Source organism: Burkholderia sp. E168m15 (assembly GCF_016586105.1).
Classification (GTDB): Bacteria; Pseudomonadota; Gammaproteobacteria; order Burkholderiales; family Burkholderiaceae; genus Burkholderia; species Burkholderia orbicola.
On the sequence record NZ_BCPO01000001.1, the window covers coordinates 1 to 12,924 of the forward strand.

Annotated in this window: 16 protein-coding genes and 1 tRNA gene; 9 read left to right on the forward strand and 8 right to left on the reverse strand. The window is 65.1% G+C overall.

The window, feature by feature from the left end; translation table 11 throughout:
* Positions 1-390: 390 nt before the first annotated feature.
* Together JMF86_RS00010 and JMF86_RS00015 are read right to left on the reverse strand one after the other, a co-directional pair.
* Positions 391-921, reverse strand: a complete 531-nt coding sequence (locus JMF86_RS00010) for a cytochrome b (protein WP_011544490.1) — start codon at positions 919-921, stop codon at positions 391-393.
* Positions 921-2,006 carry a catalase family peroxidase gene (locus JMF86_RS00015; protein ID WP_201316655.1) on the reverse strand — a complete coding sequence of 362 codons (1,086 nt, stop codon included), beginning with the start codon at positions 2,004-2,006 and terminating at the stop codon, positions 921-923. Before JMF86_RS00015 ends, JMF86_RS00010 begins: the two co-directional genes overlap by 1 nt.
* 159 nt (positions 2,007-2,165) lie before the next feature.
* Here JMF86_RS00015 and JMF86_RS00020 point away from each other — a divergent pair, with 159 nt between their 5' ends.
* The gene (locus JMF86_RS00020; protein ID WP_006477208.1) at positions 2,166-2,687 is read left to right on the forward strand and encodes a sigma-70 family RNA polymerase sigma factor; all 522 of its coding nucleotides are present in this window, start codon (positions 2,166-2,168) and stop codon (positions 2,685-2,687) included.
* Complete coding sequence (locus JMF86_RS00025) at positions 2,684-3,442, forward strand: anti-sigma factor (protein ID WP_201316656.1); 759 nt, start codon at positions 2,684-2,686, stop codon at positions 3,440-3,442. The genes JMF86_RS00020 and JMF86_RS00025 overlap by 4 nt, the downstream gene beginning before the upstream one ends.
* Positions 3,443-4,031: 589 nt before the next feature.
* Here JMF86_RS00025 and JMF86_RS00030 read toward each other — a convergent pair.
* The 4 genes from JMF86_RS00030 to JMF86_RS00045 form a co-directional block, all read right to left on the reverse strand.
* Entirely contained in the window at positions 4,032-4,349 is a 318-nt protein-coding gene (locus JMF86_RS00030; protein ID WP_201316657.1) for a hypothetical protein, read from the reverse strand.
* Between the two features lie 182 nt (positions 4,350-4,531).
* A complete protein-coding gene (locus JMF86_RS00035; RefSeq protein ID WP_201316658.1) occupies positions 4,532-4,789 on the reverse strand; it encodes an Imm74 family immunity protein in 258 nt (85 codons plus the stop codon).
* Between the two features lie 18 nt (positions 4,790-4,807).
* On the reverse strand, positions 4,808-5,137 hold the full coding sequence (locus JMF86_RS00040; protein WP_201316659.1) for a hypothetical protein: 330 nt from the start codon (positions 5,135-5,137) through the stop codon (positions 4,808-4,810).
* Positions 5,134-5,445, reverse strand: a complete 312-nt coding sequence (locus JMF86_RS00045; RefSeq protein WP_006477212.1) for an Imm53 family immunity protein — start codon at positions 5,443-5,445, stop codon at positions 5,134-5,136. The genes JMF86_RS00040 and JMF86_RS00045 overlap by 4 nt, the downstream gene beginning before the upstream one ends.
* Positions 5,446-6,053: 608 nt before the next feature.
* Here JMF86_RS00045 and JMF86_RS00050 point away from each other — a divergent pair.
* Together JMF86_RS00050 and JMF86_RS00055 are read left to right on the forward strand one after the other, a co-directional pair.
* Positions 6,054-6,130, forward strand: a tRNA-Val gene (locus JMF86_RS00050).
* Positions 6,131-6,451: 321 nt separating this feature from the next.
* Entirely contained in the window at positions 6,452-6,967 is a 516-nt protein-coding gene (locus tag JMF86_RS00055; RefSeq protein WP_201316660.1) for a DUF2628 domain-containing protein, read from the forward strand.
* Between the two features lie 101 nt (positions 6,968-7,068).
* Here JMF86_RS00055 and JMF86_RS00060 read toward each other — a convergent pair whose 3' ends face one another.
* Both JMF86_RS00060 and JMF86_RS00065 read right to left on the reverse strand, forming a co-directional pair.
* Complete coding sequence (locus JMF86_RS00060) at positions 7,069-7,950, reverse strand: sigma-70 family RNA polymerase sigma factor (RefSeq protein ID WP_201316661.1); 882 nt, start codon at positions 7,948-7,950, stop codon at positions 7,069-7,071.
* A complete protein-coding gene (locus tag JMF86_RS00065) occupies positions 7,950-8,426 on the reverse strand; it encodes a carboxymuconolactone decarboxylase family protein (RefSeq protein ID WP_201316662.1) in 477 nt (158 codons plus the stop codon). The genes JMF86_RS00060 and JMF86_RS00065 overlap by 1 nt, the downstream gene beginning before the upstream one ends.
* A 580-nt stretch (positions 8,427-9,006) precedes the next feature.
* Here JMF86_RS00065 and egtB point away from each other — a divergent pair.
* The 5 genes from egtB to JMF86_RS00090 all read left to right on the forward strand — a co-directional run bounded on the left by egtB (position 9,007) and on the right by JMF86_RS00090 (position 12,690).
* Positions 9,007-10,233, forward strand: coding sequence for an ergothioneine biosynthesis protein EgtB (gene egtB / locus JMF86_RS00070; RefSeq protein WP_201316663.1), 1,227 nt, complete (start codon positions 9,007-9,009; stop codon positions 10,231-10,233).
* Entirely contained in the window at positions 10,217-11,230 is a 1,014-nt protein-coding gene (egtD, locus tag JMF86_RS00075; protein WP_201316664.1) for an L-histidine N(alpha)-methyltransferase, read from the forward strand. The genes egtB and egtD overlap by 17 nt, the downstream gene beginning before the upstream one ends.
* Positions 11,231-11,523: 293 nt before the next feature.
* The gene (locus JMF86_RS00080) at positions 11,524-11,826 is read left to right on the forward strand and encodes a hypothetical protein (RefSeq protein WP_006477218.1); all 303 of its coding nucleotides are present in this window, start codon (positions 11,524-11,526) and stop codon (positions 11,824-11,826) included.
* Positions 11,827-11,879: 53 nt separating this feature from the next.
* Positions 11,880-12,134: a hypothetical protein gene (locus JMF86_RS00085; protein WP_201316665.1), complete on the forward strand. Its 255-nt coding sequence runs from the start codon at positions 11,880-11,882 to the stop codon at positions 12,132-12,134.
* A gap of 187 nt (positions 12,135-12,321) precedes the next feature.
* Entirely contained in the window at positions 12,322-12,690 is a 369-nt protein-coding gene (locus JMF86_RS00090) for a hypothetical protein (protein WP_062884220.1), read from the forward strand.
* Positions 12,691-12,924: the final 234 nt, after the last annotated feature.

The following is a 12,924-nucleotide window of genomic DNA, read 5'->3' on the forward strand; positions in this document are numbered from 1 at the left end:
ATTTCTGCGAGAGATCTGAACCCCTCAGCAGCGCTGCGTTTTCAGCAGCAGAGAAGCGAGATTATCAACCGTTTTTTGAAACTCGTCAACAACTTTTTTAACTACTTCGTTGCGACGACTGCGGTTTAATTTCGCGCGCACTGGAATCGATAAAACCGACTTCAACAGCACCGCTTCCCTCTTCTTCCCCGCGCTGCGTTTCCGTTAGCGCGAAAGAGGCGTGATTTTATGCATCCGCCCCGGTCTCCGCAACCCCTTTTGTGAAATATTTTTGACATGCTATGGCGGAGTCCGCCGAGCCTTCCCAGTGCTCATATATAAGCGACACGGCAGGCGCAGCCTCGGTCGCCCTTGAGCAGCCCCGCCGTATCGCACGCAACCTTCCGTCGATTACCGCCCCACCATCGCCCTCACCACGCCGTCTCGCCGGATCAGCCCGTGATACAGCGCCGCGGCAAAGTGCGCGAGGAACGTCAGGAAGAAGAGATAGGCCAGCACGCGATGCGCGACCCGAAGCCACGCGAACGTCACCGGATCAGCCGACACCAGCGCCGGCAGTTGCACGCCGCCGCCCAGCGTCACCGGATACCCGCCCGCCGACAGCATCGCCCAGCCGATCAGCGGCATCGCGACCATCAGCGCATACAGCACGAGATGCGAACCGTGCGCAGCCACCTTCTGCCACCACGGCAGATCCTCGGGCAACGCCGGCGGCTTCGACAGCATCCGCACCACGATCCGCACACACACCAGCACCAGTACGGCCACGCCCAGCGGCTTGTGAATCGCCACCAGGATCTCGTGCCGGCCGGAAACCGACGCCACCATCCCCACCCCGATGAACAGCATCGCGAGGATCATCGCGGCCATCACCCAGTGCAGCACCCGCGCCGGCAAACTAAACGTCGTCGAAGCCTTCATCACCTTCCCTCCCCACTCACTCGCGCCACGCCTGCCACGCCGGCCTCTTCACTCGTGCGCCGCAGATACGAATCCGCATACGCGGCCGAGCGCGCCGCCAGCAACGGATCGCCCGACACCTGGATCCCCTGCGGCAGTACCGTCGGGTCGTAGTTCACATCGCGGCACGGGCCGCTGTCCTGCGCCTCCACGCGGTCGAGCACGAGCGTGCCCGCATCGATCGTCGTGCGCTGCGCGGGCCAGATCTTCGTCGCGTCGTCCACCGGGTCGCCGGGCTCCGCCAGCGTGACCAGCAGCTTCCACTTCTGCGGGCCGGCCGCGATGCGCTGCGTCACGTCCTGTTGCAGCACGTTCGGGTCCGCGGCCGTCGCGACGTCGCCGGCGCCCGCCGTCTGCTCCGGCACGACGCGCCACCGCACCGCCTGGCGCTTGCCGGCCGCGTCGACGAAGTAGAACGCGTTCAGCCCGTAATAGCTTTCGGTGACGTAGCTCGCGCTCGGCTTCGCACCCTTCACCCATTGCAGGAACGCGCCCGCTTCCGGATGCGCGCCGAAGAACGCCTTCACCTTTGCCGGGTCCGGCTTGCCCGTCTTCGGATCGGGCTGGGTCGCGAGCGTCTGCTCGTAGAACGCCTGTGGCGTCGCGACGGGAAACACCGGCATCGCGTTCATCCCCGTCCGCCATTGCTGGCCGTCCGGTGCGGTCAGCTTCAGCGCGAGGCTGCGGATCGGCACGCTGCTGTCGGGCGCATAAGGATTCCCGCCCGGCAACGCGAAGCGCCCGACCACCGGCGTGCGCACCGCCTTGAAGAACGGCGCGACCGAATACGCGCTCGCGGCGCCGTTGCCTTCGAAGTAGCCGGTCACGCACACGCCCTTCGCGTGATTGCGCCGGTAGCCGGGATGGATACCGCTGTTGGTCTGCAGCGCGTCGACGAGCCGGTGCGGGGTCAGACGCGCCGGCGCGAGCCACCCGCCGGCATACCCGAACGCCGCAGCCACGCCGGCCACCGCGCCGCCGATCACGGCCCAGCGCCACCACCCGCGCCCGGGCTCGCGCTGCGGCGAAGAAGAAGATTGCTTCATGAATGCACTCCCGATCGTCAGATCATTGTCGAACGCGCGTAGGACGCCGCCCACGCCGCTTTATTCCACGAACAGTTTTTTTCGTATGCTGGAGGGAATAACCGATGCCGGCCGGCGTCCTACGCGGCATCTACGACCCTTTCGGCAACCGGCCCGGCCATGCCCTCCACCGCCCTCGACGACGAAGCATTGCGCGAACTCATCCCCAGGCTGCGACGCTTCGCGCTCTGGCTGGCGCGCGACGTGCACGCGGCCGACGATCTCGTCCAGTCGACGCTCGAGCGTGCGCTGTCGCGCTGGACGAGCCGCCGCGACGACGCATCGCTGCGCAGCTGGCTGTTCACGATCCTGTACCGGCAATTTCTCGATGGCAAACGCAGCGCGAAGCGCTACGCGTGGCTGCTCGGCCGCATCCGCGACGACGACGAAGCGCACTGGCCGTCCGCCGAACGCGAATTCGCGGCGCGCGCGACGCTCGAAGCGTTCGGCCGGCTCTCGGACGAACAGCGCAGCCTGCTGCTGCTCGTCGCGGTCGAAGGCTTCACCTATCAGGAAGTCGCCGACCTGCTCGAAGTGCCGATCGGCACGGTGATGTCGCGGCTCTCCCGCGCGCGCCAGGCGCTGCGCCAGCTCAGCGACGGCGAACTTCCTGCTCCTTCCTTGCGGCTGATGAAGAAATGAACACCCCTCCGAACGAACATGACCTTCAGGCCTATGTCGACGGCCAACTCGACGACGATGCGCGCGCAGCGGTCGAGCGTTATCTCGCGCTGCATCCGGCGCGCGCGGAACAGGTGAAGCAATGGCAGCAGGACGCGCAGCGGTTGCGGGCCGCGCTGGAGAGCGTGCGGATGCCGGCCGATAACCCTGCGCTGGATCCGGCCGCGATTCGCGGCCGACGGGCCGAGCGCGCGCGGATGCGGTTCGCGATGGCGGCTTCCTTCGTGTTCTGCGTCGGGCTCGGGACGTTCGGCGGATGGCAGGCGCGCGGGTGGAACGCGCCGCCGCCCATCGCGCCGATGAGTGATGCGGTCAAGGCTTACCAGATGATGGTGGTCGATCGGACGGCCAAGGTCGATTACCGGCCGACCGGTGCGAGTGATTTGCAAGGGTGGCTCACCAAAGGCGTGGGCGCATCGGCGAAGCTGCCGGATTTGAGCGCGGCGGGGTTCAGGCCGGTTGGTGGGCGGTTGTTCACGACCGACAGCGGCGCTACTGCTGCGATGGTGCTCTATCAGGATGACGCGGGACGGACGTTGAGCTTCTATCTCCGGCCGGCGGAATCGAAACATCGGCTGCTGCCGAATGGGCAACGGGTGGATGGCGCGCTGCTGGCGCGGTATGGCTCGGTGAACGGGCTCAACTATGCGGTGGTCGGGCCGGCCGGGAGTCTTGGCGAGAAGGCGGTCGTGCAGGTGCTCGATCAGCAGACTTGAAGTGGTAGGATGCGCGCGCCCGACTGGTGGTCGGCGATGGCCGCCAGCGCCTTTTGTGGCGAGGCTCGGCCGGCTTGAACGGGTGCACGCTCACCACTCGAATGCACAGCGTTTCGACTGACTTTCCTCGGCTGTTATTCACACCGAAACCTCGCCGGCACCCTCACCTTTAAAATCACAGGGTTTCGAGTCGCCGCGGAACGGGATATCCACACCTCTCCTGATGGTGCTGCATGCTGACTTCGACGGGTTCGCTCACCTTTGGCATGCACAGCGTTTCTTGTTGTTTTGGGCATCGATATCCACAACCCGGGTGATTGACCGATCGTCTTCGCCGGGTTCGACTCCGCTCACCCGTTGAATGCAGCCGGTTTCGAGTGGCTTCGAGTCAACGATATCCACACGGCATTCGACGTCCGGACGTCGCCGCCGATTCGTTCGCTGCCCTCTTTCATGGTCGGCAAAGCCTTGCCGGGCAACGCATTCAGGCCGACGAGCCCATCGAAACCGGGACGCTCACCGCTCGGATGCACAGGGTTTCAACTGGATCGCGCGCCGGTTATCCACACACCGCCGCTTACGCTTCGGGTCACTTCGTCCCGACTATCCCGAGAATCTCGCCGGTTTCCGGCGCGATGACGTAGTGGATCGACTTCCCGAGCCGGTTTGCATTGCCCAGTCCGCGCATGCCCGGAATCAGCTTTGCCACGAACGTGATGGTGACGACATCGTCATCTGGCATGGGGTCCACCGTGGATGCCCTTTTATCCGTGATGCAGATCTCGAAGTTATGCAGATCCTGCCCGGTCGCCGCAAAGTCTTCGTAGGCAGCCTTCAGGCCCAGCAGCGTCGCTGTGTTGAGCGTGACCGAACACTGGTCGACCGTGCCGAAATTCAACGTACTCATCGTGTTCTCCGAATATCACCGGGCGAAAACTGTCCGCACTGCCGGATGCGCGCGGCAATGCCCGCGGATATCGTGATCCCGTTATCGGGTCCGTGCGGGCGGCACATGATCGGTCCCATTACCTGCTCCCTTTGCAAGCGCCACTGGCATCACCCTGCTCTTTCCTGGGTGTCATGACTGGCTCAGGATTCGAAATCAACCGTTGTACGTCGCGCCAAAAAATAGTCGGTGATCGCCGAGATCATGGCCTCGCGTGTGGCGTTATCGATCGTCTCGCCATCGCCTTGGGGCTCGACGTACTTCATCGAATCGACATAGACGACGAATGCGGGACCGTTGTCCACGCCGGACAACAATGCCTCGCCAGGCACCCGCACGGTACGCTTTCCGTCGGACAGCACGATTTCTCCGCGCGACACCATCAGGACCGTGTACGTCATCGCGTTGCCTCGCGAGATTCAGTCATGTCGTTCGACCACGTATTGCGACGGCCCGCGCCATGCAACCGAACGGTAACCACTTCGAACGACACCGATCTCTCGGTAATACTCGACGAGTGCCTGCGGGCTCCAGTCGCGGCCCGAGGAAAACAACGCATCGAGATCGATAAGCGCGGCAACGAGCGTCTGGCGATCGGTATCGTGTGCGATCGCTCGTTCCCACCGATCGGATTGGCGAGCGAAGCCCAACTGCATCAGCACGTCGGCGGCAGCCATCAGGTCGGTCACGACGACCGCAACACGGCCGGCAATATCCGTCACCAGCATCTCATTGACAGGTGCCTTCATCGGTCGCTTCGTCCTTCGTCGGTCATCGCGCTCCAGTTGATCCACTCGACCGCGAGTGCCAGCAACTCGGCCAAATTGCCCGCGCCGCCGTAGCCGGCAAATTCGGCGCCCGTCGCACGAACGGATATCCAGTCCGACTCGTCGCGCTCGATCGCCAGGTCGATCATCTTGCCGAACGATCCGCCGTCGAGCTTTACCTTCCATCCCGGATTATCGAGCGTGGCGATCTCGATGGCGTGCGCGTGTTCCCACACGCCATCGCAACGCGATTCGTACCAGCGCTGCAACGCAGTCAATGAATCGATCAAGTGCCGTGTCTCTCAGTTTTTTGCCGCGAACCCGTTCGTCGGGCGTTTGCATTCTGGATGCCGGCGATTCTACAGACATGACGGCTCACGCATCGCTCGAGTGCTTCACAGCGTTCCGCTTCGTTCATCCAGCCGCTGCACGCAGTGCATATCCTGAGCGGATCACAGTCGACGGACTGTGCTTATCCAAAGGTGTTAACAGGGTTCGTATATATACGTAGTGATAGTTAACAAGCGCTGTGCCCCACAGTGGATAACCTCCGTAACGCACTGAATTCCCAACGCGAAGCGAAATGCATAACCCTGGGTGCGCGACGTGAACAGCGGCCGGCAGCACAGAACAACTTTTCGTCGATTCACAGCCGCGCCGACATATCCTCAATCGTTCCACTGTGAATCCAGAGACTTCCCGGACGGTTATCCAGAGGGCAATGTGGATAACACCGCATCACATCGACGCGTTTTGCTGTGATGCGAACGGGTGAAGCTCACGCTCGCGGCATCGCGAGGCAACATCGATCGTCAGCCCACCACACACGTCGATTCAAAAAATTTTCACGAAGGGGCTTGTGCTCCCCCAAAACCCTCTCTATAATTCGCGGCTTCTTAGGCTCGTAGCTCAGTTGGTTAGAGCACCACCTTGACATGGTGGGGGTCGTTGGTTCGAATCCAATCGAGCCTACCAACGAACAAAATGAAGGGGTCCGGCAGCACAACTTGCCTACAGGCAACGCGGCTCGCCAAACATACAAACGCCACGCGGCAACTTCGCGTGGCGTTTTTCTTTTCTGGTCCGAAACAACGCAAAGCAACGCATGAAGCGTCGATGCGTTGCGCGATACACGGCCCGGCATCGCATCGTCATCGACCATCCGATCCGCCACACAACTGCCGCTGCACGGCGCGTAGAATCGTCTGCGCATCGACGTGGCCGCTTCGCCCGTCGCCCGATTTCCATCGCATCAGAACAACGACGCGCGATCCGCGCGACTGAGAGCACACGATCATGTCCGAGGCCACGACCGCCGCATCGTCCGCGAGCAACGACGAAATCGCCGCTTACGTCGGCAAGAACGCCGCCTGGTTCGAACGAAAATGGGCGATCGCCGACTCGCGCAAGAGCCGGCAGTCGTGGAACTGGGCCGCGTGCTTCCTCGGCCCGGTCTGGTTGGCGTATCGATGCATGTACTGGCAGGCGGCCGCCGTGCTCGCCGTCACGCTCGGCATCACGCTGGTCGAATTGCTGTACTTCCCGGGATACTTCGAATCGAGCGTGCTCGACCCGGCCACGATCGCGATCGCGGTGTCGCTCGGCTGGTACGGGAACGGCCTCTACAAGCGGCACGTCGAGCGCCAGATCGAAAAACTGCGCCCGAACGCGACATCTCGCGAATCGTTTCTCGCGCTGCTCGAGGCGCAAGGCGGCACGAACTGGCTGGCGGCGGCCGGTTTCGCCGTCGCGACGCCGCTGCTCGGCGTACTGCTGTTCATGATGGGCAACGCCGGAGGCGCGATGTACTGATCGCGGTAGCCGGCGATCGGCAAACGCAGGGCAGAAAGAAGAGGGCGGACGGCGCCGTCGCCATGCATTTACACGGCACACGGCGCATGCTCGCGCGGCCTTCAATGCAGATGCTTCAATTTGTCAGGATTCCGCACGACATAGATCGCGACGATCTTACCGTCGTCGATCTCGAGCGCAGTCGTCTGCAGCTCACCGTCGGCTTCCAGCGTGACGAACCCCGGCAGCCCGTTGATGAACCCGGCCCGCACGAGCTTCGACGCATGCGTCGCAAACAGCTCGGCCAGGTACGCATGCACCCGCATCACGAGCTCGAAGCCGAATACCGGTTTGCCGGCCGCCGTGCGCTTGCCGCCGCCATCGGAATGCAGGCTCACGTCCTCGGCGAGCATCGCGCCGAGCGTGCGCATGTCGCCGCTGCGTGACGCCGCGAAGAACGCTTCGGCCAGTTCGATCCCGCGCTGCTTCTCGACATGAAAACGCGGTCGCGCCTCGCGCACGTGCGTGCGGGCTCGCGCGGCGAGCTGCCGGCACGCGGCCGGGTCGCGCTGGATCGTCGTGGCGATTTCGTCGAATTCGAGGCCGAACACGTCGTGCAGCAGAAACGCCGCGCGTTCGAGCGGCGAGAGCCGTTCGAGCGCGAGCAGCAGCGGCAGCGTGACGTCGTCCGGTTCGTCTTCCTCGACGACCGGCTCGGGCAGCCACGGGCCGATATAGGTCTCGCGCTGGTGCCGCGCGGATTTCAACTGGTCGAGGCACATGCGCATCACCATGCGGCGCAGGAACGCCTCGGGCACGCGCACCTCGGTACGGTCGACGTCCATCCAGCGGATGAACGCGTCCTGCACCATGTCCTCGGCATCCGCGACGGAACCGAGCATCCGGTACGCGACGCGGATCAGCGTGCGACGCAGCGGATCGAAGCTCGCCGCCGCGTCGGCTTGTTCTTCGGCGCGGCGGCTGGCCGGATCGAGGTTCGGCATCAAGCCACCATCTTCGCGGCGGCGGCCTTCGCGTCGGCCGGGTCGACCCACAGCCCGAAGCCGACGGCGAGCCGGTTCCAGCCGTTGATCACGTTGATCATCACCGTGAGTTTCACCTGTTCTTCCTCGCTGAAATGGTCGTTCAGCGCCGCGTAGGCCGCTTCGTGCGCCGCATGGCCCTCCGACAGCCGCGTGAGCGCCTCGGTCCAGCCGAGCGCCGCGCGCTCGCGGTCGGTGTAGCAGGGCGCGTCGCGCCACGCGGACAGCAGGTAGATGCGCTGCTCGGTCTCGCCTTGCTCGCGCGCCTCGACGGTGTGCATGTTAAGGCAGTTCGCGCACGCGTTGATCTGCGACGCGCGGATCTTGACCAGCTCGATCAGCGTCGGCTCGAGGCTCCCGGCCGCGGCGACCGACACGGTCATCCAGCTCTTCATCAGCGCGGGGGCGGCGGCAAACGGATTGAGTTTCGCAGTCATGGTTCCTTCTCCTTTCGTGTGAGTTCCGCTGATATGACGAGCCAACACCCCGCGCGTGTGACATCGACGCGAAAAATTTTTCGGAAACGGGGAAGTGCGCGGCGGAAAGCGAAGGGCAGAGCCGCCAGGCAGGGCGCCAGGAAGGACGCGATATCGACTGACGAATCGGCTGCATAAGGCTGCTCCTTCGACGAACGCGCGCCATCGACCTTTCACGCACGCCGGGCGGCTGTCACCGGACGTCAGTAGCACGCAGCCGCGGGCACGCGCATTGCATCCGGGGCCAAACCGCGCCACGACGGGCGTCGACGGTTCGTTACACGCGCGATGCCCACACCACACATGCTTTCATTTTTCTTTCACATTCGTTTCACTGGAAATCCGATTCGCGACGTTCACATTTCTGGACCATACTGTTCTGCACGGGCAGACGAAGTGACGCCGCATCCGCGGCCCGGCGCGCGCGCCGGCTGCCCGACGACGCAGCAGCAAATCGCACGTCAGCCGCGCGCATTCGAGCGCAAGGCTTTCCCTTTTCCGGCAACGCAACGCAGCGAATCGCGACGTGAACGGTAAACCGATGAGCCTCCTTGCATCCCAGCTTCAGCGCCGTTACCAGGACGTGCGCGCCCATAGCATCGCGTTGACCGCGACGCTGTCCGCCGAAGACCAGGCCGTGCAGTCGATGCCCGACGCGAGTCCGACCAAATGGCATCTCGCGCATACGACCTGGTTCTTCGAAACCGTCGTGCTGATGCGCCGCGTGCCGGGCTACGCGCCGTTCGACGACGCCTTCCAGTTCCTCTTCAATTCCTATTACGAAGCGCTCGGCCCGCGCCATCCGCGGCCGCAGCGCGGGCTGCTCACGCGTCCGTCGCTGGACGAGGTGCATGCGTACCGGCAATACGTCGATGACGCGATGCTGCGCGCGCTGGCCGGCGCCGACGCGGCACTGCTCGACGCGATCGCGCCCGAGCTCGTGCTCGGCCTGCATCACGAGCAGCAGCATCAGGAGCTGATCGTCACCGACATGCTGCATGCGTTCTCGTGCAACCCGCTGCGGCCGGCATTCCGGCCGCGCACCGGCGACGAAGCCGGATGCGCGCTCGCCGCGGGCGACGCCGGCCCGTTGCGCTGGCTGCATCAGCCGGGCGGGCTCGTCGAGATCGGCCACGATGGCGATGCGTTCTCGTTCGACAACGAACGGCCGCGCCACACCGCGCTCGTGCGGCCGTACGAGATCGCGAACCGCCTGGTGACGAATGCGGAATTCGCGGCGTTCATCGCCGACGGCGGCTATACGCGGCCCGAGTTCTGGCTGTCCGACGGCTGGGCCACGGTGCAGCGGGAAGGGTGGCAAGGGCCCGCGTACTGGATGCCGGACGACGACGATGCGGCCGCCACGCGCGTACGGCGCACGTTCGGCCTGCATGGCGTCGAGCCGCTCGCGCCCGACGCGCCGGTGTGCCACGTGAGCTTTTACGAAGCGGCCGCGTATGCGGAATGGGCCGGCGCGCGGCTGCCGACCGAATTCGAATGGGAAACCGCGTTCGCGGCCGACGGCATCCGGCAGATGCTGGGGCACGTCTGGCAATGGACGCGTTCGTCGTACGAGCCGTATCCGGGCTTTCGGCCGCTCGCCGGGGTCGCGGCCGAATACAACGGCAAGTTCATGGTCGGCCAGCAGGTCCTGCGCGGCAGCAGCATCGTGACGCCGCCCGGACACGAACGGCCGACGTACCGCAATTTCTTTCCGCCGGCGGCACGCTGGCAATTCACGGGAGTGCGACTTGCGCGAGACGTCTGACCTGACGGCCACGAGCGGTGGCCTGCAACCCGCCCGCGATTCGCGGCCGAGCGCGTTCGAGCGCGACCTGATCGACGGACTGTCGCGCACGCCGCGCAGCATCCCGCCGAAATACTTCTACGATGCGGCCGGCTCCGCGCTGTTCGACCGCATCTGCGAACTGCCCGAGTACTACCCGACGCGCACCGAGCTCGGCATCCTGCGCGATCGCGCGGCGGAGATCGTGCGGCGGGTCGGCCCGCATGCGGACATCGTCGAATTCGGTGCGGGCTCGCTCGAGAAGATCCGCGTGCTGCTCGACGCATTCGCGAACAATTACGCGAACGCACCGGCGCGCTACGTGCCGGTCGACATCTCCGCCGATTACCTGCACGGCGCGGCCGCGCGGCTGCGGGCGGCCTATCCGTGGCTCGACGTCGCGCCGCTCGCGGCCGACTACACGAAGGCCGAGCAACTGGCCGCGCTGACCGAGACGCCGCGGCGGCGCATCGGCTTTTTTCCCGGCTCGACGATCGGCAACTTCTCGCCGGCAGAAGCCGACGCGTTCCTGCGCGACGCGGCGCGGCTGCTGCGCGGCGGCGGCCTGCTGGTCGGCGCGGATCTCGTGAAGGACGAGCGCACGCTGCATCACGCGTACAACGACGCTCAGGGCGTGACCGCGCAGTTCAACCTGAACCTGCTGGTGCGCGCGAACGCGGAGCTCGGCGCGGATTTCGACGTCGACGCGTTCTCGCACTGCGCGTTCTACGATCGCGGGCGGCAGCGCATCGAGATGCATCTGGTCAGCGACGTCGCGCAGACCGTGCACGTGCGCGGCCACGTGTTCCGTTTCGAAGCCGGCGAACGCATCCATACGGAGAATTCGCACAAGTTCACGATCGACGGCTTTCATGCGATCGCACGCCGCGCCGGGTTCGAACCCGATACCGTGTGGACCGACGCGGACAACCTGTTCAGCGTCCACTGGCTGCGCAGCGTCGACGATATCCGCGCGTAATGCGCGCTGCTGCGAACCGCCCGCGCCGCGAAGGTGAGGGCGGTTCGCTCGCCATGCACACCGGCGGGTGCGATCCGATCGCCGGTTTCGTGCCGAAAATCCCCTTTTTACCGACCCGATGCATCGCTGCAACGGTGTGTGGAATGCCGCCTCTTCGTTGCTCCATCAGGCTTTGCGGGCACCCGTAAACGTCCGTTACCTGTCTCGCATACCCGTTTCACCTGTGTCAGCGTCCGGTGCCTAGACTCCGAACCGTAGTCACATGACGCACGACACGTGCAGGGAGTCGCGAAATGAGCAAGAAACTTATTCTCGGTGCAGTTCTCGGTGTAGCGGCGCTGGCAGCCTCGGGCGTCGCGTCGGCCCACGTCGACCTGTCGGTCGGCATCGGCGTGCCGGGCGTCTACACGGCGCCGGCGCCCGTCTACGTGGCGCCGCCTCCGCCGGTGATGTACGCGCCGGTCGGCTACCGGGACGACGACTGGCGTGCGCGGCAGTGGCGTGAACACGAGTGGCGCCGCCGTGAATGGCGCGAGCACGAGTGGCGCGAGCGCGCGTGGCGTGACGGTGGCGGCTGGCGCGGCCGTTGGGACTGAGCGCGACCGGCTCACGAGCGCACTGATCACGACGGCCTGAGGAGAGTGATCACATGAATCCCATCCGGCACATCGGACGGTATGCAGCCGCCGCAGTCGTTGCGCTCGCAACGATCGGCAGCGCGCACGCGGCGGGCTGCATGAAGGGCGCGGTGGTCGGCGGTGTGGCCGGCCACTACGCGGGGCACCACGCGGTGGTCGGCGCGGTCGGCGGCTGTATCGTCGGCCATCACATGGCGAAGAAGCAGGCGCAAGAGCAGGCCGCGCAGCACAGGGCCGCCGCGCAGGGCATGCAGCCGGCGCAGTAAGCGACCTCGTCACCGGGGCGATGCCGTCGCGTCGCTCCGGTGCTCCGTTCCCGCGTGCATGTATGTCCCGAATTGATCCGACGAATGCGTGCCGCACGCGTCGTTACGATCATTTACAACGTCGTGCGGCGCGAATTGTGCGCGTTCATAAAATGCAGTCACACAAACGCGCTCCAGGGAGCACAAGATGAAACAGCAACGATATCTGTCCGTCCTGACGGCCGCGCTGCTCGCGCTCGGCTCGGTGTCCGCCCATGCGGCGGCCGGCGGCAATGGCGGGGGCAACGGTGGCGGTCATGGCGCTGGCGGCTCGGGCGGCAACGCGGGCGGGATGTCCGGCGGTCACATGAGCGGCCAGGCGCTGAGCAACTCGAACGGCATGCACGCGGGCGACCGCGACAAGGGCCTCGCGCGCGCGGCCGACCGTTCCGACACGATCGCCGACCGCGCCGGCACGCAGCCGGGCCGCGGTCACTCGCACGCGCATGGCCATACCGCGCATGCGTCGACGTCCACGCATCATTCGCATCGGAATGCATTTGGCCGCACGCTGTAAGCACGGCCGGCGAATGCAGGAGAAGGGCGCTTCGGCGCCCTTTTTTCATGGTGAAAACGCAACGAGGCTGCCGACCGGAAACATCATGCCGACCCGATTTGCAACCAGCCGTAACTGCGTCGCCCGCCCGCGAGAATACGGATGGCTTTCATGCGAATGACAGGATGAAAACCGGCCGGAGCAACAGGCGCCGCGGGCACTCGGCACGATCGGTAAAGGCCCGGCCACGCCGAT